Here is a 26,885-nt window from a genome sequence, read left to right on the forward strand (position 1 = left end):
AGACTTTAGATAGACAGATCGAACACCTCAGGACTGCCGTCTGCGAGAAACTATTCCAGGAGACGGCAAGCGGCGCCAAAACGGACCGCCGGCAATTGCGAAAATGTCTGGCCGCCTTGCAAGTGGGTGACACGCTTTTGGTCGTTCGACTTGATCGCCTGGCACGCTCGACGCGTGATCTGCTCAATATTCTCGCCGAGATCGCCGAGCGCGGTGCCGCCTTCAAGTCTCTCGGCGACGGCTGGGCCGATACGACCACGCCGCATGGCCGTCTCATGCTCACCGTGCTTGGTTGGTCTTGCCGAATTCGAGCGTGAGCTGATCAGAACACGCACGGGAGAAGGCCGCATGCGCGCCAAGGCGCGCGGCGTGCGATTCGGCCGAAAGCATGTGCTTTCGGCCGATCAGCGTGCCTTCGTTGCCCAGCGAAGGGCGGAGGGAGAGAGCGTACGCGAACTCGCGCGAATCACAGGCGTGAGCAAAGCCACCATCAGCCGTATCGGACCCATGGAGTGAGGTCGTGGCGCCAATTGCGGACATGCTCTGGCCGCTGCAAATCAGACTCTGACGCCCTCGCTCTAGGGCGCTCTTTCGGAGCGCCCTTTGGAATCCGTGAAGCGACCTGTCAGCGGGCTTCAGCAAGCGCCAAGGCATCCGCACCTGCCGGGAATCTGAGTTGTCCCGTCTTATCGTGGACGGCGGCCCAAATCGCCTCCGCGACATCGCTTTCGCGCGTCGTCAGCGCCGGCGTTGCGAAGGATGCGAGGATCGGCCGGGCGAACTCGGCATACTCGCCCGGCAGCAGGTCCTGAACCGGGATAATGGCGTTCGCACCAAACCGCGTTGTTGGGGCATAGCCCGGCTCAACGAGCTTCACGCCGACACCGAAATAGCCAAGCTCATGTGCGAGAGACGCGCTGAATCCCTCGACCGCCTGTTTGGACGCCGTATAGGCGGCGGCGAGGGGGAATTCGCCAAGCGTGACGCTCGATGTCACGTTGACGATCATACCTGACCGACGCTGCCGCATCTGCGGGATGATCGCCTGACACATCGCCATGACGCCGATCGCATTCGTCGCGATGAGTTGGCGAATGAGTGACATCGGCATGGCTTCAAAGGCGCCGACACCGCCAACCCCTGCATTGTTGACCAGAACGTCGATCTGGCCCGCCGCATCGATCAGAGCAGCGATGCTTTGCTCACAGGTGACGTCCAGCGGCATCACGCGCAGACGGCCGGTCGGGGCCTCGAAAATATCCGGATCCAGCCGCCGCATTGACGCGATAACATTCCACCCACCCCGCAGGAAGTGCTCCGCCGTCGCCTTGCCGTAGCCCGACGAGGTGCCGGTGATGAGGATCGTCTTGCTCATGGACTATCTCCTTACGTTCGCTGAAAGGAGGATGGACGAGACCGCAGAGACGATACATAATTAAAGCTCCGAAAATAATTATAGATCGTCCGAAATGGATCCTTTGAGCGATACCATCAGCCTGCTCCGACCCAAGGCCGCCGTCTCGAAGCCGATTTCCGGGCGCGGGCAATGGGGGGTACGGTACGAGGCCCATGATGCTCCGGGATTCACCCTCGTGTTGGCAGGAGAGGCATGGCTGGCCTTTGAAGGCAAAACGCCCATCCAGATTGCCAAAGGCGACTTCATTCTCCTTCCCACGACGCCCGCGTTTACCCTGAGCAGCCAGCCCGGAGTCGCCTGCGTGCCCGTAGAACCAAGGAATGAAGCTGTCCGCCACGGCGAGCAGGATGGTGACGCCGACTTCGCCGCGCTGGGTGGCAGCTTCACATTCGACAAAGTGAATGCCGCCCTATTGCTCAAGCTGCTGCCTGATCTCATCCACATCCCGGCTTCCGAAGGCAGGGCGACACGCTTTGGTCGCTTCGTCGATCTTCTTTCCGAAGAATGCGCCACCGATTTCCCAGGACGGGAATTGATCATAGAACGGCTGCTGGAGGCCATGCTGGTGGAGACCCTCCGCTGGCGCCGAAGCGGCGCCGCGGCCCTGTCCGAAGGCCTGCTCCGCGGTTTGGGCGATCCTGCCATCGCACGTGCGCTTCATGCCATGCACGGCGATGTGCGCGCGAACTGGACCGTCACGCGTCTGGCCGGTATCGCGGGGATGTCTCGCTCCAGCTTTTCGGCGCAGTTTAGCGAGCTGTTGGGGTGCGCCCCGATCCAGTACCTGACGCGATGGCGCATGGCGATGGCCAAGACGGCCCTTGCACGCGGGACTAAGACGCTGGATCGGATCGCAGCTGAAATCGGCTATGAGTCGGCGAGTGCCTTCAGCACAGCATTTCGCAAACGGCTCGGCTGTCCGCCGGGACAATTTGCACGAGACGTAGCTTCGTCGCCGTAGTCTCTGCTGCTAGGACGGGAAGTTTGCTGCTACAGCGACAAATGGCCGGTATGGGGCCGAGGCTGTGTGAGAACTCTGCGCGGCTGATCGGTCAAGCTGCCTTTTCCATGGTGCGCGTCGGCTCCGGTCACCCGGCTATCGCCTTGAGTGTTGGGGCCACGCCGGCCACGGCAATGGCACGCTTCATGTTGTAAGCCAGTATCGCCAAGCTGGCTTCGGTGGCGACGTGCTTGAGGCCGCGCGTTCGGAAGTGGGTCGCACCCATCCAGCCCTTGATGGTGCCGAAGACGTGCTCGACGGTACAGCGGCGAACCGCCATGGCTTCGGGCATCGCTTGAAGCCTGCGCTCCATCTCATCAAGCACGGCCTCATGCTCCCATCGGCGGATGCGCTTCTCCTTGCCGGCTGTGCACAGGGGACGCGACGGGCAGGCGCTGCAGGCCTTCTGGTTGAAGTAGACGCTGATGAGCTTGCCGCCCTCCACCCGGGCAAAGCGTTTCTGCAGCTGTTGACCGGCGGGGCAGCGATAGGTGTCGGTCTGCGGCTCATGCACGAACCTAGCCTTGCCCCAGAAGCCGCGCGCCTGAGCCGGTGAGGTATTTGGCTTGGGCACTATCGGGATGATGCCAGCTTCGGCGCAAGCGCGGATTTGCTCGCCCTCATAGTATCCACGATCTGCCAGGGCGATCATTTCGGCAGCGCCGGTCTCGGCCTGGGCCGCTGTGGCCATCTCCAGCAGATGCGAGCGGTCATGACCGCGGTTGGTCACCGCATTGGCGACGACGATGTGGTGTCGGGTATCGACGGCCGCCTGGACGTTGTAGCCGACTACCCCGCGATGGTCGCTCCCGGTCGCCATGGCACGGGCATCGGGATCGGTGAGCGACACCTGCTCATCGGGAGCGGCTTGCAGTTGCTGGCCAATCTCCTCGAGTTCGCGAAGCCGACCACGCAGCGACGCCAGTCGCTCGGTCAGGTGATGAATCCTGGAAGTGGCCGGGCCGGTCTCCGCCCTGTCGGTCTCCTCAAGCTCGGCGAGATAGCGCGCGATGCTCTCCTCGACATGGGCCTTACGGCGCGCCAGCTTGCCCTTGGTGTAGTTCTTCTCGTGCGTGTTCACTGCGCGCAGGCGTGATCCGTCGATCGCGACCATGCCACCACCGACCAAGCCAAGGGCACGACAGATGGCGACGAAGCGCTGGCACGCGATCTGGATCGCGCTGGCATTGTCATGGCGGAAGTCCGCGATCGTCTTGAAGTCGGGTGCCAGCTTGCCGGTCAGCCACATCAGTTCGATGTTGCGGCGCGCCTCGCGCTCCAGCTTCCGGCTCGAGGTCAGCTGGTGCAGATAGCCATAGACATAAAGCTTGAGCATGGTGCCCGGGGCATAACCGGGTCTGCCGGTCGATGCCGGCTGCACGCGAGCAAAGCCGAGTTCGGCCAGATCGAGTTCATCGACGAAGGCGTCAATGATGCGGACCGGGTTGTCAGCATCCACATAGTCTTCCAGGCACGTCGGCAAAAAGCTTGCTTGGCGGCGGTCAGCAGCTTCAACGAAACGTCCCATATGGCACCCCGAAGCACTGCCAGATCATAGCATCATCAGGGGTTTTCACACAGCCTCGGGCCGGTAGCAGACTATCCGCTATTGGGTCCTTCAAGCGAGAAGCGGACATATCGCTGATCAATGTCCAGGGCAGAACTGGCCCAAAGCGGTCGCGAGGAGCTTGGCGGGGTAATGGACGCGCCCTCCTCGCCCCGATCCTCACTTGATACCACTGAGAGCACCAAGCCGGTCAACGCACTATGAACGGGAGACGTGGCCCCCCGCAGATGGTTAGGGTGGCCGGGATGAATTGGTGTTGAGCGCTTAGCGCTGCCTTGTCGTTATCTGTGCCGACCCACCGTTGAAGTGTGGTGCTCCCGATTCTACACCTAGTTGAGTTACTACAACCTTTTTACGGTGTGTCCTTAGGCGTGTGTTAGGCACCACAACGCAAGATGCTTCAGTTACGCCTCCCAAGACCACTATAAATGCGCGCAAGAACAAGGGCCCGCGGCACGCCGTGGGCCCTTTCTTTTGGGCATGAAGGTCACGCCGCGAGCCGGCCTTTGTGCTGAGCGACCACCGCGGCCTCCTCCTTCAGCGCCTTGCGCACCGAGGGAAGCGCATCCATGCGGGCCTTCCAGGCCATCACGTGCTTCAAGTGCTCGATGAGCGCGCCGGAGCGCTTGTGCCAGAAGGTGGCCCAGAGATAGGCGTCAGCCACGCTCACCTTCTCGCCGGTCAGGAAGGGGCGGCCGTCAGCGAGGCGGTCGTCGAGCATCTTGTAGGCGCTGACGATCTTGCCGCGGGCCCAGGCAATGCCCTCCTCGCTCATGAGCTTACGCATCAGGGGGATGTGCTTCTGCGCGATCTCGGTGGCGATGAAGACCAGGAGCTGGTCGAACTTCGCCCGCTCGAACGTGCCGCGCGCCGGGATCAGTCCGGCGTCGGGATGCTGGTCGGCGAGGTAGGAGGTGACGACGATCGTCTCGGAGAGGAGATCGTCCCGTCCATCGCCGGTCTTCAGCACCGGCACGTAGAGCATGGGGTTGAGGGCGGCGAAGTCCTCGCCATTGGAGGTGGTCTTGCCCACCACGTCGAAATGCACGAGGTCGAGATCGATCCCAAGCTCGTTGGCGACGATCTGGACCGCCTGGGAGCAGGTGTTGTCGGCGATGTAGAGTTTCATGAGAAGCGTCCTTGCTGTGGGCGGCGCGTCGTTCGGCGCCGCGTGTGATGGCCCTTTATCGACGTCGCAGCGCTGGCGATAAATGCTCCAAAATCGGACGCTCTTTCGCTTCTGGAGCGACAATGAAGAGATGAAAAAAAGGCGCCGCAGGTGGGACTTGCGACGCCTCGATTTTCGCCTCTGCTCTGCCCGTTCTCAGGCGTGCACGGCCTGCGAAGGAGTGCCCTCCACGCTCGGCTTGCGCCCCCCGCTCAGCCGCCGGATCGCCACGTAGAAGACGGGCGTGAAGACGAGGCCGAAGAAGGTGACGCCCAGCATGCCGGAGAACACCGCGACGCCCATGGCCTGCCGCATCTCGGCGCCCGGCCCGCTGGAGGTCACCAGCGGCAGCACGCCCAGGATGAAGGCGAAGGAGGTCATGAGGATGGGGCGCAGCCTGAGCCGGGCGGCCTTCACCACCGCGTCGACGGTGGCATGGCCTTCCTGCTCGAGCTGGCGTGCCACCTCGACGATCAGGATCGCGTTCTTGGCGGCAAGGCCCACGAGCACGATGAAGCCGATCTGGGTCAGGATGTTCATGTCCTGCCCCAGCGCCCGCACGCCGGCCGAACCGGCGAGCAGCACCATGGGGACGATCAGGAGGATGGAGAGCGGCAGGCTCCAGCTTCCATACTGGGCGGCCAGCACGAGATAGACGAACACCACGCACAGCGGAAACACCAGGAGGCCGATACTCCCCGCGGTGGTCTGCTGGTAGCTGAGGTCGGTCCATTCGAAGCTGACGCCCGCAGGCAGCACCTGCTTCGCCAATTCCTCCATCTTGGTAATGCCATAGGCCGCGCCGAAGCCGGCCAAGGTGTCGCCGTTCACCTCGGTCGCGGGATAGAGGTTGTAGCGCGGCACGCGGTCGGCGCCGAAGGCATCGGCGAGCGTCACCACATTGCCGAGCGGCACCATGTCGCCCGCCGCATTGCGCACCTTGATCCGGGCCAGATCCTCCGCCGTGGTGCGGAACGGAAGGTCGGCCTGGGCGGTGACGCGATAGGTGCGGCCATAGAGGTTGAAGTCGTTGATGTAGCTGGAGCCGAAATAGCTCTCGATGGCGCTGTTCACGTCCGCGCTCGCCACGGAGAGCATTTCCGCCCGCTCACGGTCGATGGCGACCTTGATCTGGGGCGTGTTGGCCGAGAAGGTGGTGTAGACGCCCACCAGCCCGGGCGTTGCATTGGCTGCTGCGACAAGGTCGTTGGTCGCCTTGTCGAGCGCCTCTGTGCCGACGCCGCCGCGATCCTCGAGCCGCATGGAGAAGCCCCCGGCGCTGCCGATGCCCGAGACCGGTGGCGGCGGCACAACAAGGATGCTGGCGCCGGTGATGTGGGCAACGCGCGTCTTCAGTTCCTCTAGGATCGACTGGGCCGTCTGTCCATGCTTCATCCGCTCCTCGAACGGCTCCAGCACCACATAGGCGGCGGCCGAGGAAGACGATATGGTCTGGGTGGCGCCGGAGAAGCCCGAGAAGGTCGGCAGGTGTGAGACGCCGGGGATGTCGAGCGCGATACGCCCCACTTCCTTGGCGACCTCCGTGGTGCGCTCCAGCGAGGCACCCGCCGGAAGCTGCGGGATCGCGATGATGTAGCCGCGATCCTGTGTGGGGATGTAGCCCTTGGGCGTGGTCAGGAGGAGATAGGCGGTCGCGCCCAGCAGGACGACGTAGAGCGCCAGCATGACCTTCCAATGCGCCACGAGCCGGACCACGGCCGCGCCATAGAGTCCGGAGAGCCGCTCGAAGCCGGCGTTGAACACGTCCGCGGCGCGGGTGCCCAGGGCGGCGAGGCCACGCTTGGGCGCGTGGTCGTCATGGGCCGCATGCCGCTTCAGCATCATGGAGGCCAGGGCTGGCGAAAGCGTGAAGGAGTTGAACAGCGAGATCATGGTGGCCACGGCAATGGTGATGCCGAACTGGCGGAAGAACTGGCCCGACAGGCCGGGAATGAAGGCGGTGGGCACGAACACGCAGGCCAGCACCAAGGCGATCGCCACCAGTGCGCCGCCCACTTCCTGCATGGTCAGAAGCGTCGCCTCGCGCGCCGTTTTGCCCTCGGCGAGGTGCCGCTCCACATTCTCCACCACGACGATGGCATCATCCACCACCACGCCCACAGCCAGCACGAGCCCGAACAGGCTCAGATTGTTGATGGAGAAGCCGAGCGCGCCCATCACCGCCATGGTGCCAACCAGCGAGACCGGAATGGCCAGGATGGGGATGATGGAAGGGCGCCAGCCCTGGAGGAACACGACGACCACCAGCACCACCAGCACCATGGCTTCGTAGATGGTCTTCACCAATTCATGGATGCTGTCACCGATGAAGGCGGTGGGGTTGTAGCCGATGTCGTAGTCGATGCCGCGCGGAAAATCCTTCTTCAGCTCCGCCATGGTGCGGGCGATGGCATCCTGAGTGGAGAGCGCGTTCGCGCCGGGTCGCTGGAGCACCGCGAGCGCCACCGCCGGCTTGTCGCCGAGATAGCTGTCCGTGGTGTAGGTGAGTGCGCCGATCTCGGTGCGCGCAACGTCCTTCAGGCGCACGATCCGTCCGCCCGCGCCGCGCTTGACGATGATCTCGCCGAACTCGGCCGGCTTCTTGAGGCGCCCCTCGAAGATGAGGGTCGGCTGGAAGGCCTGGCTCGCCACCGGCGGCTCGGCGACCACGCCGCCGGCCACTTGCGTGTTCTGGGCGTTGACCGCCTGGCGGATGTCGGCGGGCGTCAGATTGAAGGACGCGGCGCGCTCCGGATCGAGCCAGATGCGCATGGAATATTCGCGCACGCCGAACAGTTGGATGTCGCCGACGCCGTCGATGCGCTTGATGACGTCCACCACGCGCCGCAGGGCGAAGTTGGAGACGAACAGCTGGTCGTAGCTACCGTCCGGCGAATAGAGGAAGACGCCGGAGAGGATGGTCGGCGACGACTTCTTCACGGACACGCCGTTGCGCTGCACCGGCTCGGGCAGGCGCGGGACGGCGAGCGCCACGCGGTTCTGGACCAGCACCTGCGCCTTGTCGAGATCGGTGCCGCTCTTGAAGGTCACGGTCAGGGTGAGGCCGCCGTCGGAGGTGGCCTGGCTGTAGAGATACAGCATGTCCTCAACGCCGTTCACCTCCTGCTCGATGGGGGTCGCGATGGTATCCGCGACCGTCTGCGCGGAGGCGCCGGGATAGCTCGTCGACACCACCACGGTGGGCGGCACGACATCGGGATATTCCGTCACCGGCAAGCTTAGATAAGCGATGCCGCCGACGATGATGGTCACGATGGAAAGGACGATCGCCAGGATCGGCTGCCTGACGGAGAGTTGTCCGAGGTTCATAACACACCTCCATTTAACGCGAATTGCTTGGGATCGAGTGTTTCGACCTTCACATTGACCTTGGCGCCGGGCTGGGCCCGCTGGAGGCCGGAGACGACCACGCGGTCGCTCGCCTCCAGACCGCCCGTGACCTCGCGCATCTTCCCGAACACCCGGCCGAGCGTGACCGGGCGGGCGACGATACTGTCGTCCGTGCCGACCACATAGAGGACCTGCTGGGCGCTATCGCTCGTCACCGCGGAGGCGGGCACAAGCAGGGCCGGATGCGGGGCGTCCGCCACCATGGAGATGCGGACGAACTGTCCCGGATTGAGCGCATGGCCGGGATTAGCGATGCGCGCCCGCAGGCGCAGCGTGCCGGTGGAGGCATCCAGCCGGTTCTCGGCGAAGTTCAGCGTGCCAGTGAAGCGCGCGGTGCTCCAGCCCGGAAGCGCCACCTGCACCTGGCCGCCGAGCTCCACCATCGAGGTGTTACCGTCCTTCTCGGCCAGCCTGCGGTAGCGCAGATAGCTCTGCTCATCGATGTCGAAATAGGCGTCGATGGTGTCGAGCGAGACGATGGTGGTGAGCAGCGTCGCGCCGGCATCGCCGCCGGCCACGAGATTGCCCGCGCCCACCAGCTTGCGGCTGATGCGGCCGTCAATGGGCGCGTGGATGCTGGTGAATTCGAGATCGAGCTTCGCACGATCGAGGGCTCCGGTCGCGGTCATGACCGCCGCCTTGGCCTCGTCCTGCGCCTGCTGGCGCTGGTCCACGGTGGCGGTCGAGATCGCCTGGGTCTTCACCAGCGAGGTGGCACGCTCAAGCTCCTTCCCGGCGAGATCGAGCTGGGCGTGGGCCTGGGCGAGCTGCCCCTCGGCCTGGGTCACCGCCGCCTGATAGGGTCGCGGATCGATGACGAACAGCAGGTCGCCGCGGCGGACGTAATCGCCGTCGCGGAACGCGACCTTCTCGACATATCCGCCCACGCGCGGGCGCACTTCGATGGTGTCGACGGCTTCGAGCCGGCCGGTGAACGTGTCCCAGCCCGTGACTTCCCGCTGCATCGGCATGCTGGCGGAGACGGTCGGAGGCGCGGGCGCTGCAACGGTGCTCGGCTCGCAGGCAGCCACCATCAGCGCAAGAAGGCTGACCGCCGCGAGCTGTAGAGACAAGATGGGTCGCTTCATGTTCGGGACTTTCTGTCGTCCGGGCGAATGCCATCGACGCCCGCCGACTTCGCAGCCGGCCTTCGCCAATACTTTCGCGCCTTGAGTTCTGAACGGATGGGTTCGGAATTACTCTTGTGGAGGTTTCGGCCTGATGGCCGCCCGTGGTGGCAACATGGCCGCTCGCACCGGAGAGATAAACAAGCTGCACCGCCATGCTCTGTCTCTTTGGGGGAGACAATGAGGGCGCGCCGCCGTCCAGGCCGAACATCGCCGGTGAAATGCACGAGGCGCGAGAAGGGGGCCGGCATGGGCCCCCTTCGCTTGTGTTCGGAATGCGCATGACCGCGACCGGCCGGCTCCGTCAGCCGGCAATGGTCGCTTCGCTCGCACCGCCCGGCTCTCTCGTGGCCGGAGCGGTCTGCCGCAGGAACATGTAGATGGCGAAAGCTGAGAGGAGCGTGATGACCGCGAGCCCGCCGGCAAGTCCGGCGAAGGCGCGGCTGTAGCTCGCCACGAGCTGCGCGACGGGCACGCCTGGTGCCGCAGCCAGGGCGTGAGCGAGGTCACCCGCAGCCAAGCGCTGCGCGATCTCGGCAAGCTGGGCCGGCGGCAAGTCCGGCGCGAGGATGCCCGCACCGAGCGCGGTAAGGGTGGCCAGAGCTGCGCTGACGCTGGCGAGCGCAATGCCCTCCCCCGCCACGCGCGACGTGTTGAAGATGCCCGCTGCCATCCCGGCGCGCTCTTTCGGCACGACGCTCACGGCCAGACCGTCCATCAGTCCCCACGGCACGCCGGCGCCAAGCCCAATGACAAGCATGGGCGGGACGAAGCCGAGGCCTGCGCCCGAAGGCACGGAACCAAGCCAGACGAGCCCGACCGATGCTGCAGCAAGGCCGATGGCGGACATGAGGCCGGCCGAGATCCACCGAGTGGCCGTCGCGGCGAGAGAAGGGACGACCAGCATCGGCGCGGAAAGAGCCGTCATGAGCCACCCGGCTTCGACCTCGCTCATGCCCTCGATGCCGATGAAGCGCAGCGGAAGCAGGATGAGCAGCACCACATAGGAGTAACAGGTGGCGACCGGCAGGAGCTGGACCCCGAGGAAGCGGGGATAGCGGAACAAGCTGAGATCCAGCATGGGGCGCGTTGCCCGGACCTCGATACAGATGAACGCTCCGAACATCAGCGCCGCGCCGGCGAAAAGCGCCAGCACCCGCACATCGCCCCAGCCCCGCCCGGGCCCCTCGATGACGGCGAAGGTGAAGAGCGAGAGCGTTGCGGTGAAGCTCAGCGCGCCGGGAAGGTCAAGGCGCGTGGCATCGGGATCCCGCGTCTCGCGCAAGGCCGGCAAGGCGAGGAGAAGGGAGAGCGCGCCGATGCCGGTGCTGGTGAGGAAGATGGACCGCCACCCGAAAGCATCGATGAGAAGGCCGGCAATGACGGGCCCCAAGGCGAGCCCAAGGCCAAAAGTGGTGCCCAGCATGCTGAATGCGAGCGCACGCCGACGCCCCTGGAATTCCTGGGCCATGACAGAAGAACCACCGGCCAGCGCGCCCGCGGCGCCGATCCCTTGCGCCGCGCGCAGGACGTCGATGACGACGATGGACGGCGCGAAGCTCAGCGCCAGGGAGAAGGCCACGAATAGCGCGACGCCGCCGGTGAACACCATCTTGCGGCCGAACCTGTCGGCGAGGGCGCCGGCGGTCATGAGCAGGCTGCCGAATGTGAGCATGAAGGCGTTGGTGATCCAGGTCAGCGCCGCCGCATCGCCGCCGAGATCGCGGCCGATGGCCGGGGTTGCGACAGCGCCGCCGGAGAAGCTGAGAGGGAGGATCAGGGCCGCCAGGCACACGATGGCGACGACGGAAATCCGGCCCGAAACCGGTGGGGGTAACGATTGGTCCATGAGGGAGGCTTATCCAGAAGCGGCACGCAGCCGCGGAAGTCTCCGACTTGGTCCTTGCTGTGCGCCGGATAAACGCATCCGAACGCGATGCTCTGTCTCCCTTGAGGCGACAGTGATCAATCCGCAGCGGCGGCTTGCACCGCGGCGACGCGGGCCGCAAGCTCTTCCAGCTCCGTGTCCGGGATCCCGTGGGCGCGCAGTCCTTCGCAGGTCTGGAACAGATAGTCGGCCGAGGAGCCGAGCGCACCCGAAGCGGTGGCGATACGTTGGATCGCCTCGTCTTCCGGGAGGCCGCCGGCATAATGGCGGCCTGCCTTGTCGATGGTGAAGGCGATGGCATTGCCGAAGCGCGCACCGGCATCGTCGCGCACATCCACCCAACGGGGAACGTAGGCGGCGGCGAGCATCTCGCGCTTCCAAACAAGAGAGAGCTCAGCCTCCAGCATCTCCTCGGCGATGCGGAACGCGACACCCGCGCATGAACCGCCCTCATCGAGGCCGAGAACGAGCCCCGGATTGTCCATCGAGCCTCGACCCACCAAAGTGGAAAGGCAGAAGGCGCGATGCCAACCCTCGACGCGCGCGGTGCGGCGCTCCACGAATTGGATCGACGGATTCCAGATCAACGAGCCATAGCCGAATAGCCAGACATCGCCTTCCGGCCGCTCGGCAAGGGTCTCGCGCAGCGAGGCTGCGCGCTCCGAAGGCGAGAGGATCCGCAGCGTGGGTGCGTCGCGGGCGGCGATCGCATCGATGCCGTCGGCCTCGATCAGTTCCCGGGTGAGAATGTGTCTTTGCATTTTACTCTCGCACGCGGCGGGCGCATCGGTGCCATTGTCGGTGTGCGATGGATATGCGCTGGTGCCTGGGCGCGATAAACTTGAAGAATGGCGACGCTCTATATCCCGCGCGGAGACAGACGAATTAACATGTTGAAGTTAAACAGTTTTTATAACTCCAATCCGACCGACAGATGAGGATCGGAATGGGATTGGAGCCGATAAGGTGATAATTCTGAATTCAGCGCAGCTTATCCGCCCGCGAGCTTCCAATGAACCGCAACCCTCCGCCGATCCAGGATATCGCCGCCTTCGTGGCCGTGGCCGAAAATGCCAGCTTCACGCGCGCCGCCGAGCAGCTCGCCACCAGCAAGTCCAATGTGGGCAAGGCGGTGCAGCGCCTGGAGGCGCGGCTCGGCACCCGGCTTTTTCAACGCACGACGCGCGCCGTGCGCCTCACGGAGGAGGGCGAGACCTATCTCGACGCAGCCCGCGGGGCCTTGGACACTCTCGGGGAGGCGGAGGTCGCCCTCTCGGCCCGCCGCTCGGAGCCCGTGGGGCGCGTGCGGATGGACGCGCCCATCGGCTTCGGCAAGCTGCTGCTGCCGACGTTCGCCTCCGTGCGGGCGCGCTATCCGAAGGTGACGCTCGAACTGTCCCTGAGCGACCGCCAGTCCGATGCTGTGGGAGAGGGCTGGGATATCGTCATCCGTGCCGGCGCGCTTGCGGCGGACAGCAGCATGACCGTTCGCAAGCTGTGCGACATCCGCCTCGGCCTTTATGCTTCGCCGGACTATCTGAAGCGGCGCGGCCCCATCGGGGCCATCGCCGAGCTTCGAGACCATGAGGGCATCGTCTTCCGCTCCGGCTCCGGCACCATTCGTCCCTGGTCTGTGGCAGATGGGGGAAAGATGCTCCAAATCTCTCCTGAAGCCAGCCTCATCACGGGGGATGGCAGGGCTTATGTGGACGCCACCATCAACGGGCTCGGCATCGGGCAGATCTACGACCGGGTCGCCAACCCTCATGTTACGGCCGGCGAACTTGTTCACCTCCTCCCGGAAGCGGATGTGCAAGGTCCGCCGGTGCATGCCCTCATCCCCCTGGGCCGTCGTATGCCGCCCAAGACCCGCGTGATCCTGAACCATCTAGTGGAAGTGTTTGGGTGACTGAGAGCCTTTTTGGAAAATCACGGGCGCATTTCGGCGGGCGAGATTTCCGCCCATAGCGACGAGGATCATGGCCTTTGAGATCTCGACCCGACGCTCGTTGTGACGCAGGAGGCAGCGCCATCGGTTCGACCCAGCGGCGCGGCAGCACTTCGAAGCCCTTGGCAACGTCGCGGCGGCGAATGATCTCGACGACGAAATCGAGATAGGCGGCCTTGTCCATCAGCTTGAGACGGTCGCAGGCAGCGTCGGCCAAGAGAGCAGGACGGCGAAGGTGACAGCGCCGATGCCGATCAGCAAGCGACGCAGAATGGCTGGTGGATTCATCGAAGGCCTCCTCATTGGCAAGAGTTCACTCGGTGCAGTTCGCCATGGCAAGGTGGATCAAGCGGCGGTCGCCGAAGACGCGGAAGCGCAGGGCGTCCTGGATCGACCAGTCGGCGCGGGAGAGATCGCCCGCGTCCTGGAAGGAGACAGCGACTATGGCTTCCAGCTCTTGGAATGACACGCCAGAGAGCTCCAGAACGGCGATGAGCTGAAACGGCGCCTCGGCGGTGGGGCTGGGCTTGATGTCGAGCACGCGCGCGGCGAGTTTGCGCGTGCCGCCGCGCTCGAAGCGCACCTCCATGTCGAGGTTCTCCAGCATGCTCAGCACATCGTCCGGCCGGCCGGTCTTCTGCCCGAGCGCCGTATCGCGCGAGCCCGGTTGGAACACCAAGGCGACGAGCGGGTTCTTGCGGCCTCTGCGGCAGAACAGGCGCAGGCGGGTGGTATCGTCGAAGCGGCTCGTGGCCACTTCGGCAGTGGCGCCGATGTCTCTGCCCATGCCCCCGGCGGCCTCTAGGCTGAGGGGTGCATAGCGGCGCGCCGTGTTGTCGACGTTCCAGGCGCGCATCTCGTCCGCCGTGAGCCAGCGGGGTGCGCCCTCCGGCGTCTTGGCCGACATCGCCAGAAAGCGGGGATCGATGCCCATGCTCAGCGTATAGTCGATCAGCCGCCCCATGATCTGCTGGGCATAGGCGGTCGTGCCCGAGAAGGAGAACTGATGCACGCCGAGCCGGGTGCCGGTGGCGCCCTCGAAGCGGTCGAACTGGTCCCCCTGGTCCTCGGCGCCGGGATCTTGCGTGATCATGTAGCGTTTCACGCCGCCGAGGATGGCATAGGCGCAGGCGCCGACGCAGATCTCCCCGAGGCTGGTGCCGAAGCCCGCCTTGCGGATCAGTTCGCCCAGCTTGGCGGCGGAGGCAAGATCCCCGCCGGGCGAGACGAACCGCAGCATGCCGCCATCGGGATTGTCGCGGGCGAAGACGGCGAAGGCCTGCGGCGTGTCGGGCGTGATCATGCCGACGGCGAGGTCGGCGCGCTCGACGGCATTGCCGCTGCAGATCGCATTCGGCGGAGAGAAGAAGCGCATGGGCTTGCGCAAATCGGCGGGGCGATAGTCCGGCGCCTCGCAATCCGGTTCTTCCGCCTGCGCCCGGCTGGAGGGAGCCGCCACCGCCAGGAGGGCGACGAAGGCGAGGCTCGCGAAGATGCGTTTCTCGCGAAAAATCATCCTTCGCTCCGTAGGGTCGGCTCGGTGCGGTTCGGCTCCATGGGATGCGGCTCGGTGCGATACGGCGGCCGGTCGATGGCGAGGCTCCATCTGGTCTTGGCGTACCAGGTCTCCTGCGAATCCGGATCGGCGAACACCCAGCCGTGCTCCAGATAATTCTTGGCGGTGAGTTCGTTGCCCTTGACCGCGAAGAAGATCATCAGGCCGAGATCGAGGATGCAGACCATGACCACCATCATCCCCACCTCCTTCGGCTCCAGGTCCGCCAGGCTCTGGCTGATGGTCGTGGAGAAGTTGATCACATTGATGAGGATGCCCCAGACATAGAGGCGGCGCAGGAACAGCGGAATGCCGAAGAAGGTGGAGAAGAAGAACAGGACCCAGCTCCAGCCGACCTTGATGCGCTTGAGCTCGCCCGTCTTCGGGTTTTTCATCAGAACTTTCATGCTTTCCCCCAAGTAGTGACGCGATGATGTGATGAAGCGATGTTTGATGACGCGATGGAAACGCGCGTGAGATCGCGGCTCAGCGCTGCGCCGTGGCGGGCGCGGCCATCCCCACGCCGCCGCTGAGCACGAGCCCGCGCTGGCCGTCGGCGCGTGCGACCGGGATGAGTTCGGCCGGCGCCTCGCCCTTCGGCTGGATGACGACGATGGCGTCGACCCATTGCAGCGTGTCGCCGACGTCGAGGATGGTGCAGTCGCCCGTGCTGGCGAAGAGATCGCGCACCCTGCGCCGCGCCGGCCCCGGCCGCTCCGACAGGATGGCTGTGAGCTGCTGCGGCGTGCGGCAGAAGACCGTGCGCTCGACGATGGTGCAGCGGCCGCCTTCGACGCAGCGCTCCTCGCCCGGCTGTGCGACGGATGCGGCCTTCGACGCCGAAGCCGTCTTTGGGGCTGACCGCAGCGTGGCGAGCGCGGCCAAGGCCTGATCGAGCTCGCGCTGCGCCTGTGCTCGCTCGCGCCGCACTCCTTCCAGGGGATCGGGACCGCCGCCGCCCGCCAGATCCTGGAACGCTTGCGCCATGCCGGACGGTCCCCGCGCCATGCCCATGGCCAGGCTCTGCATGCGGCGCGCCTGATCGGCCTGTATCGCGGCGGACCGCTCCTGCAAGCGCCGCTCGGCCGCCTGCACGGCTTGGCGTGCTCGCGCGACACGCGCTTGAGCGGCATCCAAAGCATCGGCGGCAGCCGTGGCAGTGGCCTGTGCCTGCCTCTCGCGCGCCTCCGCATCGCGCATTGCGCGGCCTTCTTCCTCACGCCGCGCCTCATCCTGGCGCCGCGTTTCCTGCTGAAGGCGCGCTTCCTCTTGCTGCCGCAATTCTTCCTGTCGGCGCGCCGCTTCGTGCGCCTGAAGGGAGCGCACCGCCTCCTCTTCGATCTCGGTCAGGCGGCGATCGATGGTGGTGTAGGGCTCATCTCCCACAAGCTGCTTCAGGGTCTCCTTGACGGGGCTGTCCTGCATGGCGCCCCCATCGGCGGCGGAAACGACGACCCCGACAGCAGCGAGGCGCGCCACACGCGACCGGATATTGGTGAGCCTGCCGGCGGCGGTCTGCGTCTCCGCCTTTTGCAACTCGGCCAACGACACCCAGTTCGCCGCGAAGCGCCTGCGGGTCGCGGCCGCCAGATCGCTCAATTGCCGGTCGGTCGACAGGCTGTCGGCATAGGCGAACTTGAACAGAACCGTCTGCGCCAGGCAGAGCTCGTCGGCGGACAATCCGGATTGCTGCGGCTTCGATGTCGGGGCCGGCGAAGATTGGGCGGCTTTGGCGATCATGTCCTGCGCCGGCGAGAGGGGCGGCGCGGAGATCGCCTTCTTCAAAATCACGACCGTGTCGCACGCGCCACCCATGGCCTGGGCCAATTCCGCGCCGAAGAACGCCTCGATCTGCGCGGGGGTGGTGCCGATCGTCATGAACAGCAGGCGGAGCATTACGAGCTCATCGTCGCTGAGCTTTTCCGGCAGGACGTACTTCTGCTCGAAGATCCGGTCCTTGTAGCCATACTCGGAGCGGGCCAAGGCGGGGCTGGCGAGCAGGCCGAGGCTGCCGCACAGCGCAAGCGTCCTGATCAGCCTGGGAGAGGCCATCGGAGGGGTTCCTTTCTGAGGCGTGGAGGTATTTCGCGACGAAGATATTCATACATGATGGCAATAGCCAGTGGTTTAATAGCCATCTGGCTGCTGCTTTCGAGCGCATGAAGGGGCGCGCTATTTTGGCTTGGAACGTCCGCGCATTGCGCGTGGCTCGCGGAGTCTCGCAAGAGCGACTCGCGGCTGATTCCGGCATTGATCGCGCTTATGTCGGTGGCATCGAGCGCCAGACGGAAAATCCCACGATAGATCTTCTCGATAGACTGGCGGATGTGCTCGAAGTGCCCGTTGCCGATCTGCTGCAGAAGCCTCCGGCAGATGCAGTGCCACCGTCGCCACTGAAGGGTGGTCGCAAGCGGCCTTAGTCTTTGTCCGCCCGGTCCCAGGTAATAAGTGCTGGGAGGCCATGAGGCCTCCCAGCTTCCCGCTCACGCCTTGCAATCGGGATGCATGAGGGCGAGTTGGCTGATCGGCCGCGTGATCACCGGCAGATCGTCGAAGCCGTGCCATTTGAGCGTGGCCCGGGTCGCGTCGCGATTGATCACCTCGGCCGGCCACCAGCCGTTGAACGCACCCTCTTCATAGTCGGGCGCCAGCACCAGATGGCCGCTGGCAATCTCGGGCCAGAGCCCCACGGCGACCTCCTTACTGACAACACCGAGATTGCCGCCGTCGAGCATGTTCTGCGATGCGATGGCCACGGCAGAGACAGGCTTGTCCGTGGCGCCCGAGGCGGCCTCAGCGGCCGTTTCGACGGCCGGCGCAGGCGTCGTCGCCTTTGTTGCCGCCTTGGCCTCAGCGGCCTTCGGAATCAATGACACGACAGGCGCCGTTTTGGCCGCGCTCTCGACCACGGCTGAGAGCTCGCTGATCATGCGGGGCGTGACCGCGCCGAGCAGGGGAGCACCCTCCTTGTCGAAGGCGCCGCGCGCGAGACTCGTGATGAGCTTGGCGTCCTTCGCCGGATTCAGCGTGACGCTGCGATGGCCGAGGCCCTCGGCAGCAACGCGCGCCTTTTCAGCGGCTTCGCCTTCGAACTTTGCGGCCTGGGACGGCGTCGCATTGAAGAGCACGAGAATGCCGTGCGAGGTGGTCTGAGATTTGACAGTCATGATGCGATCTTTCGTGAGGCTGGCGGCAGTCTCCGCCTCTACATTGTATCATAATACCGTCGTTTTGTCAATAAGATCGTGCTGAGGGGGCTTTTTTACGTTAAATCGAACCTCAAATCACGCTTGAGTATTTGAACCTCAGCGGTTCGAGGCGGCGATGTATCTGATTTGCCCGCGAGAGCGCGCTTTAGGCAGGTATGACGCCCGATACAATCGAAATCGCTGCTCAACGCTGAGGCTCAGAACGCGTTCATCGACGCGAGATGATCGCCTCGCGCGCACGCGAGAGCAGCACGTTCAAAATGTGGGGCGCAATGTGGGGAGAGGCATCGCCTGAGATAGATAAGTCTTTATTTTCAACGACTTACCGCAGTGATTGGCGGAGAGGGAGGGATTTGAACCCCCGATACGGTTGCCCGTATGCCGCATTTCGAGTGCGGTGCATTCGACCACTCTGCCACCTCTCCAGCCGGGGCACGGGCGCGCCGCGCCCGTTTATGTGGTCCTGCGCTTCTAACCGAGCCGGGAAACAAGCACAAGACGCCCTGCACACCCTTTCCACGCCCGGACGTCGAGCACCGCTCAGGCGACATCACCGACTGGGCGCGGCTTGCCGTGGGCGTCGATGGCGACGAAGGTGAAGACCGCCTCCGTCACCTTGCGCGTGTCCTCGCCCTCGCGCGCGCGGCGCCAGGCTTCCACCTCGATCCGCATCGACGTGCGGCCCACCGACAGGATGTTGGCGAACAGGCTCACTTCGTCTCCCACGAACACCGGGCCGAGGAAGGTGATCGCCTCCACCGCCACCGTCGCACAGCGTCCGCGGGCCCGGCGGGCGGCGATGTTACCCGCCGCCAGATCCATCTGCGACATCAGCCAGCCGCCGAAGATGTCCCCGCTCGGATTGGTATCCGCCGGCATGGCGATGGTGCGGATGGCGGGCATGCCGTCCGGAATTTCGGCCTGCTTGTCGTGCATGATGGGACCCTTGCGAATCGAACCTGGCGTGGCGGAGGTGGCGGACCTGTGATGGGAACCCGCTTGAAGATGTTTCAAACGCAGGGTTAAGACACCACGCCGCCGGACGCAAACCGGCACCGCTCCATGTTTTTGCGCAAGCCGGCGCATTGACAAACCGACCCGGCAAAGGGTACACGAGCCGCTTCGCGTGGGCCTTTGCGCCCATATTCCCAATCGACCGAAAGAAGCCCTCCCTTCGAGGCGGGTGGAACACGAAAGCGAGACAAAGATGTTCGCGGTCATCAAGACGGGCGGCAAGCAGTACCGCGTCGCCCCGCACGACGTCATCACCGTCGACAAGATCATCGACGCCGAAGCCGGCCAGATTCTGTCGCTCCCCGTGCTCATGCTGGCAGGCGAGACCACCGTGATCGGTGCCCCGCTCGTGGACGGCGCCTCCGTTACCGTGGAAGTGGTCGAACAGACCCGCGGCGACAAGGTGATCGCGTTCAAGAAGCGCCGCCGGCAGAACTCGCGCCGCAAGCGTGGCTTCCGCGCCGACCTCACCGTCGTGCGCATCACCGAGATTCTCGGAACCGACGGCAAGGCCGTCGTCCCCGCAACCCAAGCTGCGCCGGCCGAACAGGCCGCGGCCGAAGCTTGATCTGAGAACGGAGAGCGCAAATGGCTCATAAAAAAGCAGGCGGTTCGTCCCGCAACGGCCGCGATTCCGACGGCCGTCGCCTTGGCGTGAAGCGCTTCGGCGGCCAGGAAGTTGTTCCCGGCAACATCATCGTGCGTCAACGCGGCACCAAATGGCATCCCGGCACCAATGTCGGCATGGGCAAGGACCATACCTTGTTCGCGCTTATTGAAGGCCGAGTTGAATTCCGCACCAAAGCCAACGACCGCACGTTCGTCTCTGTTGTAGCTACCCCCGCCCTTGAGGCGGCTGAATAACCGGCGAGACCTGAAAATGCAGGATCCCGCCGGTCTCGTCGAACCGGAGGGAGCCTGAACCAGGAAGCTGGGGCTCCGATGAACCGGGGAGACGGGCACGTCTTCCCGGTTTTCTTTTGCCTTGGCCTGGAGCCCGCCATGACCATCATCGAGACGCCACCCGGAGTTGCGCTGCAGGAAAGCTGTATTCCCGTCCTCGAGACCGCGCGGCTGGTGCTGCGCGCGCCCAAGATCGAGGACGTGGATGCCATTGCGGCGCTGGCCAATAGCCGGCGCATTGCGGAAATGACCGCCAACCTGCCCCATCCCTATCGCATCGCAGATGCGGCAAGCTTCGTGGCAAACGCGCCCCAGGGCGAGGAAGCCGCCACCTTCGCCGTGCTTCTGAAGCAGGAAGGGGAGCTCACCCTGGTCGGCATGTGCGGGTTCGCGCGCCGGCCCGGCGAGCCTGCGCCCGAGCTTGGCTATTGGATCGGCGAGCCGTTCTGGGGCCGCGGCATCGCCACCGAGGCGGCCCGGGCGGTGATCGACTATGCCTTTTCCGAAACCGCTGTCGCGCAGATTGCAGGCGCCGCCCGCGTCGTCAATCCCGCCTCCCGGCGGGTGCTGGAGAAGTGCGCGTTCCAATGGTGCGGCGCCGGGCTGTGCCGGGTGAAGGCGCTGGCCGCTTCCGTGCCCGTGGACCGCTTCCTGCTCGACCGTCGCACCTGGGTGTCGCTGCGCGCCTGGGCGGCGACCGCCCTGCCGCGGGGAATGCGGGCGCACTGACGCCGCGCGCTCGGGCCTCCGGCGCGGCATGCGGGCGTGGGATCGGGCGCGTCATTTTCCGCGCGCGCCCCTGCTCACGTCCCGCGCAAACGGGGCGCGGATTTGCTAAGCAGGGCCGCGAACGCGCCGCCGGAAACCACACGAGGTGCCCCATGAAGCGTCAGGAAGATCTGCCCTATCGTCGATGCGTCGGCCTTGCCGTGTTCAACCAGGCTGGCCAAGTGTTCATGGGCCAGCGTCCGGGCGGCCCTGAGCATGTCGACATGGTTCATTCCTGGCAGATGCCCCAGGGCGGCATCGATGCGGGCGAAGAGCCCTTCGCGGCAGCGTTGCGTGAATTGTATGAGGAAACCTCGATCCGCTCGGTGGTCCGGCTCGGGGAAGTCGAGGACTGGCTGAACTATGACCTTCCCGGCCGCATCGCGGGGCAGGCATGGAAGGGCAAGTATCGCGGGCAGACGCAGCGCTGGTTCGCCCTACGCTTCACCGGAACGGACGGGGAGATCGACATTCTCAAGCCGGGCGGCGGCCAGCACAGGCCCGAATTCGCCCATTGGCGCTGGGAGAACCTGGAGCGCACGGCAGAGCTGGTGGTGCCTTTCAAGCGCGCCGTCTACGAGCGGGTCATCCACGATTTCCGCCGTTTCGCCATGCCCTGACCGACGCAGCGCGGGCCGTTGTATGCATTTGGCGGGGCGGATGACCCTGTGCTCGTCGTGACGCGGTGCTCGGTGTCGCCTCGGCCTTTAGAGCGAGGGCCTTCTGCGCAGCGGGTTAGGGACGGATGACCCATCCAAACAAAAAGGCCCGGCAATGCCGGGCCTTAATTTTTCCTGACCTGCCCGAAGGGCCGACATGCCTCAATGGGGCAGCGGCGCTTCGCCGGGCACCAGAATGTCCAGCACCTGCTTGAGATCGGCGACCTGCGCCTCGGCGCGCTGAAGCGCCTCATCGGTGCGGGCGTCGGCGATGTCTTCCTGCGCGTCCTTGATGAGCTGGCGCAGCATCTCCGGCTTGATCTCTTCCACCGGCACCGCGCGCTCGGCGAGAACGGTAAGGCCGGTGGGGTTCACCTCGGCGAAGCCGCCGCGCACGAACAGGCGCTTTGCGCCACCGTCGGCATGAATGGTCAGGATGCCCGGGCGCAATGTGGCGATGAACGGCGCATGGCCGGCCATGACGCCGAAATCGCCTTCGCTACCGGGCACGCCCACTTCCTGCACCTGGCCGGAAAAGAGGAGCTTCTCGGGCGAGACGAGCTCAAAGGGGAAGGTGGCCATCTGTGTGTCTCCGACCGCGCGGGCCTTTGATGCGTTCGATGCCGGCCCCGCATCCGCTTGCGCGGGACATGGGGCCGGCCTCTATCAACCTTCAGGCCCGAAGGCTCAGGCGCTTGAACTCAGGCGGCCGCAGCCGCCATCTTCTTACCCTTCTCGATGGCTTCCTCGATGGTGCCCACCATGTAGAAGGCGCCTTCCGGCAGGTGGTCATACTTGCCTTCCACCAGGCCCTTGAAGCCCTTGATGGTGTCGGCGAGATCGACCAGCTTGCCGGGCGAGCCGGTGAACACTTCGGCCACGTGGAACGGCTGGGAGAGGAAGCGCTCGATCTTGCGGGCGCGCGACACCACAAGCTTGTCCTCTTCGCTCAGCTCATCCATGCCGAGAATGGCGATGATGTCCTGAAGCGACTTGTAGCGCTGCAGGGTCTGCTGAACCTGACGGGCCACATTGTAATGCTCGTCGCCGATCACCAGCGGCGAGAGAATGCGCGAGGTGGAGTCCAGCGGGTCCACCGCCGGATAGATGCCCTTTTCCGCGATCGAGCGCGACAGAACGGTGGTCGCGTCCAGATGGGCGAACGAGGCGGCGGGCGCCGGGTCGGTCAGATCGTCGGCGGGCACGTAGATGGCCTGCACCGAGGTGATCGACCCCTTGGTGGTGGTGGTGATGCGCTCTTGCAGCGCGCCCATGTCGGTCGCCAGCGTCGGCTGATAGCCCACCGCCGAGGGAATGCGGCCGAGCAGCGCCGACACTTCCGAACCCGCCTGGGTGAAGCGGAAGATGTTGTCCACGAAGAACAGCACGTCCTGGCCCTGGTCGCGGAAATGCTCGGCGACGGTGAGGCCGGTCAGCGCGACGCGGGCGCGGGCGCCCGGAGGCTCGTTCATCTGGCCGTAGACCAGGGCGCACTTGGAGCCGGCGGCCGAGCCGTCATGCTCGTGCGGGTCCACATTCACCTTGGACTCGATCATTTCGTAGTAGAGATCGTTGCCCTCACGGGTGCGCTCGCCCACGCCGGCGAACACGGAATAGCCGCCGTGCGCCTTCGCGATGTTGTTGATCAGCTCCATGATGAGCACGGTCTTGCCCACGCCGGCGCCGCCGAACAGGCCGATCTTGCCGCCCTTGGAGTAAGGCGCCAGCAGGTCCACCACCTTGATGCCCGTGACCAGGATCTCGGCTTCAGTGGATTGCTCGGCGTAGGTCGGGGCTTCCTGGTGGATGGCGCGGACCATCTCGCCGACGATCGGGCCGAGCTCGTCCACCGGCTCGCCGATGACGTTCATGATGCGGCCGAGGGTGGCTTCGCCCACCGGCACCTGGATCGGGGCGCCGGTATCGGTCACCGGCTGGCCGCGTACCAGGCCTTCGGTGGAGTCCATGGCGATGGTGCGCACGGTGCTCTCGCCGAGATGCTGGGCCACTTCGAGCACCAGGCGGTTGCCCTGGTTGGTGGTTTCCAGGGCGTTGAGGATTGCCGGCAGGTGGCCGTCGAACTGCACGTCGACGACGGCGCCGATGACCTGAGAGATGCGTCCGGTGGGGTTGGCCATAGTTCGTCGTCCTTGTGTCTCGACCGCGCTGCCGTCAGAGCGCTTCTGCGCCGGAGATGATCTCGATGAGTTCCTTCGTGATCATGGCCTGGCGCGTGCGGTTGTAGATGAGGGTCTGCTTCTTGATCATCTCGCCCGCATTGCGGGTGGCGTTGTCCATGGCGCTCATCTGCGACCCATAGAAAGACGCCTGATTTTCCAGCAGGGCGCGGAACACCTGGACCGCGAGATTGCGCGGCAGCAGGTCGGCGAGGATCTCGCCCTCGTCCGGCTCGTAATCATAGGTGCTCGCCTCGCCGGCCTTCTCCTCGAAGGTGGCGGGGATGATCTGCTGCGCGGTCGGGATCTGCGAGATCACCGACTTGAAGTGCGAGAAGAACAGGGTGCAGACATCGAACTCGCCTTTGTTGAAGCGGGCGATGATCTTTTCCGCGATATCCTGCGCATTCACGAAGCCCAGCGTGCGCACCGCCCGCAGGTCAACCAGCTCGACGATCTGGTTCGGGAAGGTGCGGCGCAGCTGGTCGTAGCCCTTGCGGCCGACGCAGAAGAACTTCACGTCCTTCCCTTGGGCCATCAGGGCATAGGCCCGCTCGCGCGCGAAACGCACGATCTGAGTATTGAAGGCGCCGCACAGGCCGCGCTCGGAGGTGCAGACGAGCAGCAGATGCTTCTCGTCCTTGCCCGTGCCCGCCAGAAGGAGGGGCGTATCGGCGCTGACCGTGACGCCGGAGGCCAGATTGCCGAGGACCGCATCCATCCGCTCGGCGAACGGACGCGCGGCCTCCGCCATGGTCTGGGCGCGACGCAGCTTCGCCGCGGCGACCATCTGCATCGCCTTGGTGATCTTCTGCGTCGCCTTGACCGAGGCGATCCGGTTTCTAAGTTCTTTCAGGCTCGCCATTGCGCCCGTCCATCAATCTCGAGGAAAGGCTCAGGAAAAGCTCTTGGAAAAGGCCTCGATGGCCTTCGTGAGCTTCTCCTGGGTCTCCTTGGACATTTCCTTGGAGGTGCGAATGGTGTCGAGAATGTCCTGGTGTTGCGAGCGCAGCGCCAGCAGCAGGCCGGCCTCGAACTCGCGCACCTTGGACACAGGCAGCGGGTCGAGATAGCCGTTGGTGCCGGCGAAGATCACGACCACCTGCTCCTCAACCTTCAGCGGCGAGAACTGGCCCTGCTTCAGCAGTTCCGTCAGGCGCGCGCCGCGGTTCAGCAGCTTCTGGGTGGAGGCGTCGAGGTCGGAGCCGAACTGGGCGAAGGCCGCCAGCTCGCGATACTGGGCGAGCTCGCCCTTGATCTTGCCCGCCACCTGCTTCATCGCCTTGATCTGGGCGGAGGAGCCGACGCGCGACACTGAGAGGCCGACGTTCACCGCCGGGCGGATGCCCTGGTAGAACAGGTCGGATTCCAAGAAGATCTGGCCGTCCGTGATGGAGATCACGTTGGTCGGGATATAGGCCGACACGTCGTTGGCCTGGGTCTCGATCACCGGGAGGGCGGTCAGCGAGCCGGCGCCGTTGGCGTCGTTCAGCTTGGCCGCGCGCTCCAGCAGGCGCGAGTGGAGATAGAACACGTCGCCGGGATAGGCTTCGCGGCCCGGCGGGCGACGCAGCAGCAGCGACATCTGGCGATAGGCGACCGCCTGCTTGGACAGATCGTCATGGACGATCAAAGCGTGCATGCCGTTGTCGCGGAAGAATTCGCCCATGGCGGTGCCGGAGAACGGCGCCAGGAACTGCATGGGGGCCGGGTCGGAAGCGGTGGCGGCGACGATGATGGAATATTCCAGCGCGCCCTGCTCTTCCAGCACCTTCACGAACTGCGCGACCGTGGAGCGCTTCTGGCCCACCGCCACATAGACGCAATAGAGCTTGGCCTTCTCGTCCGTGCCCTGGTTGATGGGCTTCTGGTTGAGAATGGTGTCGAGCGCGACGGCGGTCTTGCCGGTCTGGCGGTCGCCGATGATGAGCTCGCGCTGGCCGCGGCCGACGGGGATGAGCGCGTCGATGGCCTTCAGGCCGGTCTGCATGGGCTCATGCACGGACTTGCGGGGGATAATGCCCGGCGCCTTCACGTCCACGCGGCGGCGCTCTGTGTATTCGATCGGGCCCTTGCCGTCGATCGGATTGCCCAGCGCGTCCACGACGCGGCCCAGCAGACCCTTGCCGACCGGCACGTCCACGATGGCGCCGGTGCGCTTGACGGTCTGGCCTTCCTTGATCTCACGATCGGAGCCGAAGATCACGATACCGACATTGTCGATTTCGAGGTTCAGCGCCATGCCGCGGGTGCCGTTCTCGAACTCGACCATCTCGCCCGCCTGGACGTTGTCGAGACCATAAGCGCGCGCAATGCCGTCGCCTACGGAGAGAACCTGACCGACCTCCGAGACTTCCGCCTCCTGGCCGAAATTCTGGATCTGCTCTTTCAGGATGGCAGAGATTTCAGCGGCTCGAATGTCCATCAGCGGACCTCTTTCATCGCATGCCGGATAGAATTGAGTTTGGTCTTCAAAGAAGCATCGACCATGCGCGAGCCGAGCTTCACGATCAGACCACCGATGATGGACGGATCGACGGTTACGTCGAGGCTCACGTCCTTGCCGGTCTTTTGAGCCAGCGCTTCCTTGAGCGCGGCGATGTGGGTGTCGCTCAGCGGCTCGGCGGCAGTCACCTGCGCCGTCACCTCGCCGCGATGGGCGGCGACCAGAGCGTTGAAAGCGGAAATCATGGTCGGCAGCGCGAACAGGCGGCGATTGCTCGCAACCAGCTTCACGAAATTCGCGGTGATGCCGGTGATGCCGATGCTCGCCATCACAGCGGCGATGGCGCGGGACTGCTCCTCCGCGCCGAAGACCGGGCTGCGCACGAGACGGCCGAGGTCGGCATTCTCCGCGATCAGGCCCGACAACGTGCCGAGGTCTGCCTGCACGGCGTCGAGGGTTCCCGCCTCGTTCGCCAATTCGAACAGTGCGGTCGCATAGCGCCCCGCCATGCCTGACACGATCGTCTCCGCCACCCGCGCCTCTCTCGGGTCCGCAACCTCCGCCGCGCGATCCGCGCGATTGGAGACCCAAACCCTTGATCTGTTGGGAATATCGATGTTGTCCCCCG

At 65.0% G+C, this 26,885-nt stretch carries 26 protein-coding genes, 1 tRNA gene and 1 pseudogene; 9 read left to right on the forward strand and 19 right to left on the reverse strand.

The window, feature by feature from the left end; all coding sequences use genetic code 11:
- Nucleotides 1-17 precede the first annotated feature (17 nt).
- Both V5F68_RS19450 and V5F68_RS19455 read left to right on the forward strand, forming a co-directional pair.
- Nucleotides 18-317: a recombinase family protein gene (locus V5F68_RS19450; RefSeq protein ID WP_509274716.1), complete on the forward strand. Its 300-nt coding sequence runs from the start codon at nucleotides 18-20 to the stop codon at nucleotides 315-317.
- A 31-nt stretch (nucleotides 318-348) separates the two neighbouring features.
- A complete protein-coding gene (locus V5F68_RS19455) occupies nucleotides 349-516 on the forward strand; it encodes a helix-turn-helix domain-containing protein (RefSeq protein ID WP_394100507.1) in 168 nt (55 codons plus the stop codon).
- Between the two features lie 109 nt (nucleotides 517-625).
- On the opposite strand, the gene V5F68_RS19460 is transcribed toward V5F68_RS19455, so the two are convergent.
- A complete protein-coding gene (locus tag V5F68_RS19460) occupies nucleotides 626-1,375 on the reverse strand; it encodes an SDR family oxidoreductase (protein WP_394016425.1) in 750 nt (249 codons plus the stop codon).
- Between the two features lie 94 nt (nucleotides 1,376-1,469).
- On the opposite strand from V5F68_RS19460, the gene V5F68_RS19465 reads away from it, so the two are divergent.
- Complete coding sequence (locus V5F68_RS19465; RefSeq protein ID WP_394016426.1) at nucleotides 1,470-2,378, forward strand: AraC family transcriptional regulator; 909 nt, start codon at nucleotides 1,470-1,472, stop codon at nucleotides 2,376-2,378.
- Between the two features lie 127 nt (nucleotides 2,379-2,505).
- Here V5F68_RS19465 and V5F68_RS19470 read toward each other — a convergent pair whose 3' ends face one another.
- From V5F68_RS19470 to V5F68_RS19495, 6 genes are all read right to left on the reverse strand, one after another.
- Nucleotides 2,506-3,945: an IS1182 family transposase gene (locus V5F68_RS19470; RefSeq protein WP_394016432.1), complete on the reverse strand. Its 1,440-nt coding sequence runs from the start codon at nucleotides 3,943-3,945 to the stop codon at nucleotides 2,506-2,508.
- A gap of 526 nt (nucleotides 3,946-4,471) precedes the next feature.
- Complete coding sequence (locus tag V5F68_RS19475) at nucleotides 4,472-5,113, reverse strand: glutathione S-transferase family protein (protein ID WP_394016402.1); 642 nt, start codon at nucleotides 5,111-5,113, stop codon at nucleotides 4,472-4,474.
- 195 nt (nucleotides 5,114-5,308) lie between these two features.
- Nucleotides 5,309-8,482: an efflux RND transporter permease subunit gene (locus tag V5F68_RS19480; protein ID WP_394016401.1), complete on the reverse strand. Its 3,174-nt coding sequence runs from the start codon at nucleotides 8,480-8,482 to the stop codon at nucleotides 5,309-5,311.
- Nucleotides 8,479-9,651: an efflux RND transporter periplasmic adaptor subunit gene (locus V5F68_RS19485; protein ID WP_394016400.1), complete on the reverse strand. Its 1,173-nt coding sequence runs from the start codon at nucleotides 9,649-9,651 to the stop codon at nucleotides 8,479-8,481. Before V5F68_RS19485 ends, V5F68_RS19480 begins: the two co-directional genes overlap by 4 nt.
- A 343-nt stretch (nucleotides 9,652-9,994) precedes the next feature.
- A complete protein-coding gene (locus tag V5F68_RS19490; protein ID WP_394016399.1) occupies nucleotides 9,995-11,539 on the reverse strand; it encodes an MFS transporter in 1,545 nt (514 codons plus the stop codon).
- Between the two features lie 116 nt (nucleotides 11,540-11,655).
- The gene (locus V5F68_RS19495; protein WP_394016398.1) at nucleotides 11,656-12,339 is read right to left on the reverse strand and encodes a gamma-glutamylcyclotransferase; all 684 of its coding nucleotides are present in this window, start codon (nucleotides 12,337-12,339) and stop codon (nucleotides 11,656-11,658) included.
- Between the two features lie 251 nt (nucleotides 12,340-12,590).
- Here V5F68_RS19495 and V5F68_RS19500 point away from each other — a divergent pair, with 251 nt between their 5' ends.
- Nucleotides 12,591-13,487, forward strand: coding sequence for a LysR family transcriptional regulator (locus tag V5F68_RS19500; protein WP_394016397.1), 897 nt, complete (start codon nucleotides 12,591-12,593; stop codon nucleotides 13,485-13,487).
- On the opposite strand, the pseudogene V5F68_RS19505 reads toward V5F68_RS19500, so the two are convergent.
- From V5F68_RS19505 to V5F68_RS19520, 4 genes and pseudogenes are all read right to left on the reverse strand, one after another.
- Nucleotides 13,467-13,746, reverse strand: a pseudogene (locus V5F68_RS19505) (hypothetical protein); the annotation flags it as partial. The gene V5F68_RS19500 and the pseudogene V5F68_RS19505 sit on opposite strands and share 21 nt — an antisense overlap.
- A 93-nt stretch (nucleotides 13,747-13,839) precedes the next feature.
- A complete protein-coding gene (locus tag V5F68_RS19510) occupies nucleotides 13,840-15,042 on the reverse strand; it encodes a COG3904 family protein (RefSeq protein WP_509274583.1) in 1,203 nt (400 codons plus the stop codon).
- Entirely contained in the window at nucleotides 15,039-15,476 is a 438-nt protein-coding gene (locus tag V5F68_RS19515) for a hypothetical protein (protein WP_509274584.1), read from the reverse strand. The genes V5F68_RS19510 and V5F68_RS19515 overlap by 4 nt, the downstream gene beginning before the upstream one ends.
- A gap of 91 nt (nucleotides 15,477-15,567) precedes the next feature.
- Nucleotides 15,568-17,133 (reverse strand): hypothetical protein, encoded by a 1,566-nt coding sequence (locus V5F68_RS19520; protein WP_509274585.1) that lies wholly within the window; start codon nucleotides 17,131-17,133, stop codon nucleotides 15,568-15,570.
- A gap of 107 nt (nucleotides 17,134-17,240) precedes the next feature.
- Between V5F68_RS19520 and V5F68_RS19525 the strand changes: the two genes are divergently transcribed.
- Complete coding sequence (locus V5F68_RS19525; protein WP_348846213.1) at nucleotides 17,241-17,501, forward strand: helix-turn-helix domain-containing protein; 261 nt, start codon at nucleotides 17,241-17,243, stop codon at nucleotides 17,499-17,501.
- A gap of 63 nt (nucleotides 17,502-17,564) precedes the next feature.
- Here V5F68_RS19525 and V5F68_RS19530 read toward each other — a convergent pair whose 3' ends face one another.
- The 3 genes from V5F68_RS19530 to V5F68_RS19540 all read right to left on the reverse strand — a co-directional run bounded on the left by V5F68_RS19530 (nucleotide 17,565) and on the right by V5F68_RS19540 (nucleotide 19,226).
- Nucleotides 17,565-18,248 (reverse strand): hypothetical protein, encoded by a 684-nt coding sequence (locus V5F68_RS19530; RefSeq protein ID WP_509274586.1) that lies wholly within the window; start codon nucleotides 18,246-18,248, stop codon nucleotides 17,565-17,567.
- 377 nt (nucleotides 18,249-18,625) lie between these two features.
- Nucleotides 18,626-18,715 (reverse strand) — tRNA-Ser (locus V5F68_RS19535).
- Between the two features lie 115 nt (nucleotides 18,716-18,830).
- On the reverse strand, nucleotides 18,831-19,226 hold the full coding sequence (locus V5F68_RS19540) for an acyl-CoA thioesterase (RefSeq protein WP_394015892.1): 396 nt from the start codon (nucleotides 19,224-19,226) through the stop codon (nucleotides 18,831-18,833).
- 271 nt (nucleotides 19,227-19,497) lie between these two features.
- On the opposite strand from V5F68_RS19540, the gene rplU reads away from it, so the two are divergent.
- From rplU to V5F68_RS19560, 4 genes are all read left to right on the forward strand, one after another.
- Nucleotides 19,498-19,872 carry a 50S ribosomal protein L21 gene (gene rplU / locus V5F68_RS19545; protein ID WP_394015891.1) on the forward strand — a complete coding sequence of 125 codons (375 nt, stop codon included), beginning with the start codon at nucleotides 19,498-19,500 and terminating at the stop codon, nucleotides 19,870-19,872.
- A 20-nt stretch (nucleotides 19,873-19,892) separates the two neighbouring features.
- The gene (gene rpmA, locus V5F68_RS19550; RefSeq protein ID WP_348843820.1) at nucleotides 19,893-20,168 is read left to right on the forward strand and encodes a 50S ribosomal protein L27; all 276 of its coding nucleotides are present in this window, start codon (nucleotides 19,893-19,895) and stop codon (nucleotides 20,166-20,168) included.
- A gap of 138 nt (nucleotides 20,169-20,306) precedes the next feature.
- Nucleotides 20,307-20,936, forward strand: a complete 630-nt coding sequence (locus V5F68_RS19555) for a GNAT family N-acetyltransferase (RefSeq protein ID WP_394015890.1) — start codon at nucleotides 20,307-20,309, stop codon at nucleotides 20,934-20,936.
- 152 nt (nucleotides 20,937-21,088) lie between these two features.
- Nucleotides 21,089-21,595, forward strand: coding sequence for an RNA pyrophosphohydrolase (locus tag V5F68_RS19560; RefSeq protein WP_394015889.1), 507 nt, complete (start codon nucleotides 21,089-21,091; stop codon nucleotides 21,593-21,595).
- 201 nt (nucleotides 21,596-21,796) lie between these two features.
- Here V5F68_RS19560 and V5F68_RS19565 read toward each other — a convergent pair whose 3' ends face one another.
- The 5 genes from V5F68_RS19565 to V5F68_RS19585 all read right to left on the reverse strand — a co-directional run bounded on the left by V5F68_RS19565 (nucleotide 21,797) and on the right by V5F68_RS19585 (nucleotide 26,766).
- A complete protein-coding gene (locus V5F68_RS19565; protein ID WP_394015888.1) occupies nucleotides 21,797-22,216 on the reverse strand; it encodes a F0F1 ATP synthase subunit epsilon in 420 nt (139 codons plus the stop codon).
- Between the two features lie 119 nt (nucleotides 22,217-22,335).
- A complete protein-coding gene (atpD, locus tag V5F68_RS19570; RefSeq protein WP_394015887.1) occupies nucleotides 22,336-23,772 on the reverse strand; it encodes a F0F1 ATP synthase subunit beta in 1,437 nt (478 codons plus the stop codon).
- A 34-nt stretch (nucleotides 23,773-23,806) separates the two neighbouring features.
- Nucleotides 23,807-24,676 carry a F0F1 ATP synthase subunit gamma gene (locus V5F68_RS19575; RefSeq protein ID WP_348843815.1) on the reverse strand — a complete coding sequence of 290 codons (870 nt, stop codon included), beginning with the start codon at nucleotides 24,674-24,676 and terminating at the stop codon, nucleotides 23,807-23,809.
- Nucleotides 24,677-24,706: 30 nt separating this feature from the next.
- Nucleotides 24,707-26,236: a F0F1 ATP synthase subunit alpha gene (gene atpA / locus V5F68_RS19580; RefSeq protein ID WP_348843814.1), complete on the reverse strand. Its 1,530-nt coding sequence runs from the start codon at nucleotides 26,234-26,236 to the stop codon at nucleotides 24,707-24,709.
- Nucleotides 26,236-26,766, reverse strand: coding sequence for a F0F1 ATP synthase subunit delta (locus V5F68_RS19585; RefSeq protein WP_348844555.1), 531 nt, complete (start codon nucleotides 26,764-26,766; stop codon nucleotides 26,236-26,238). Before V5F68_RS19585 ends, atpA begins: the two co-directional genes overlap by 1 nt.
- Between the last annotated feature and the right edge of the window lie 119 nt (nucleotides 26,767-26,885).

It is taken from the genome of Roseixanthobacter pseudopolyaromaticivorans, from assembly GCF_043195145.2.
GTDB lineage: Bacteria > Pseudomonadota > Alphaproteobacteria > Rhizobiales > Xanthobacteraceae > NCEH01.

Excerpts from the sequence above, each read along its gene's own strand:
- V5F68_RS19520 (WP_509274585.1), bottom strand. The coding sequence starts at position 17,133 with ATGGCCTCTCCCAGGCTGATCAGGACGCTTGCGCTGTGCGGCAGCCTC.
- V5F68_RS19500 (WP_394016397.1), top strand. The coding sequence starts at position 12,591 with ATGAACCGCAACCCTCCGCCGATCCAGGATATCGCCGCCTTCGTGGCC.
- V5F68_RS19455 (WP_394100507.1), top strand. The coding sequence starts at position 349 with ATGCGCGCCAAGGCGCGCGGCGTGCGATTCGGCCGAAAGCATGTGCTT.
- V5F68_RS19485 (WP_394016400.1), bottom strand. The coding sequence starts at position 9,651 with ATGAAGCGACCCATCTTGTCTCTACAGCTCGCGGCGGTCAGCCTTCTT.
- V5F68_RS19530 (WP_509274586.1), bottom strand. The coding sequence starts at position 18,248 with ATGACTGTCAAATCTCAGACCACCTCGCACGGCATTCTCGTGCTCTTC.
- V5F68_RS19565 (WP_394015888.1), bottom strand. The coding sequence starts at position 22,216 with ATGGCCACCTTCCCCTTTGAGCTCGTCTCGCCCGAGAAGCTCCTCTTT.
- V5F68_RS19515 (WP_509274584.1), bottom strand. The coding sequence starts at position 15,476 with ATGAAAAACCCGAAGACGGGCGAGCTCAAGCGCATCAAGGTCGGCTGG.
- rplU (WP_394015891.1), top strand. The coding sequence starts at position 19,498 with ATGTTCGCGGTCATCAAGACGGGCGGCAAGCAGTACCGCGTCGCCCCG.
- rpmA (WP_348843820.1), top strand. The coding sequence starts at position 19,893 with ATGGCTCATAAAAAAGCAGGCGGTTCGTCCCGCAACGGCCGCGATTCC.
- V5F68_RS19490 (WP_394016399.1), bottom strand. The coding sequence starts at position 11,539 with ATGGACCAATCGTTACCCCCACCGGTTTCGGGCCGGATTTCCGTCGTC.
- atpA (WP_348843814.1), bottom strand. The coding sequence starts at position 26,236 with ATGGACATTCGAGCCGCTGAAATCTCTGCCATCCTGAAAGAGCAGATC.
- V5F68_RS19495 (WP_394016398.1), bottom strand. The coding sequence starts at position 12,339 with ATGCAAAGACACATTCTCACCCGGGAACTGATCGAGGCCGACGGCATC.
- V5F68_RS19525 (WP_348846213.1), top strand. The coding sequence starts at position 17,241 with ATGAAGGGGCGCGCTATTTTGGCTTGGAACGTCCGCGCATTGCGCGTG.
- V5F68_RS19560 (WP_394015889.1), top strand. The coding sequence starts at position 21,089 with ATGAAGCGTCAGGAAGATCTGCCCTATCGTCGATGCGTCGGCCTTGCC.
- V5F68_RS19540 (WP_394015892.1), bottom strand. The coding sequence starts at position 19,226 with ATGCACGACAAGCAGGCCGAAATTCCGGACGGCATGCCCGCCATCCGC.
- atpD (WP_394015887.1), bottom strand. The coding sequence starts at position 23,772 with ATGGCCAACCCCACCGGACGCATCTCTCAGGTCATCGGCGCCGTCGTC.
- V5F68_RS19465 (WP_394016426.1), top strand. The coding sequence starts at position 1,470 with ATGGATCCTTTGAGCGATACCATCAGCCTGCTCCGACCCAAGGCCGCC.
- V5F68_RS19475 (WP_394016402.1), bottom strand. The coding sequence starts at position 5,113 with ATGAAACTCTACATCGCCGACAACACCTGCTCCCAGGCGGTCCAGATC.
- V5F68_RS19470 (WP_394016432.1), bottom strand. The coding sequence starts at position 3,945 with ATGGGACGTTTCGTTGAAGCTGCTGACCGCCGCCAAGCAAGCTTTTTG.
- V5F68_RS19585 (WP_348844555.1), bottom strand. The coding sequence starts at position 26,766 with ATGGCGGGGCGCTATGCGACCGCACTGTTCGAATTGGCGAACGAGGCG.
- V5F68_RS19575 (WP_348843815.1), bottom strand. The coding sequence starts at position 24,676 with ATGGCGAGCCTGAAAGAACTTAGAAACCGGATCGCCTCGGTCAAGGCG.
- V5F68_RS19460 (WP_394016425.1), bottom strand. The coding sequence starts at position 1,375 with ATGAGCAAGACGATCCTCATCACCGGCACCTCGTCGGGCTACGGCAAG.
- V5F68_RS19555 (WP_394015890.1), top strand. The coding sequence starts at position 20,307 with ATGACCATCATCGAGACGCCACCCGGAGTTGCGCTGCAGGAAAGCTGT.
- V5F68_RS19510 (WP_509274583.1), bottom strand. The coding sequence starts at position 15,042 with ATGATTTTTCGCGAGAAACGCATCTTCGCGAGCCTCGCCTTCGTCGCC.
- V5F68_RS19480 (WP_394016401.1), bottom strand. The coding sequence starts at position 8,482 with ATGAACCTCGGACAACTCTCCGTCAGGCAGCCGATCCTGGCGATCGTC.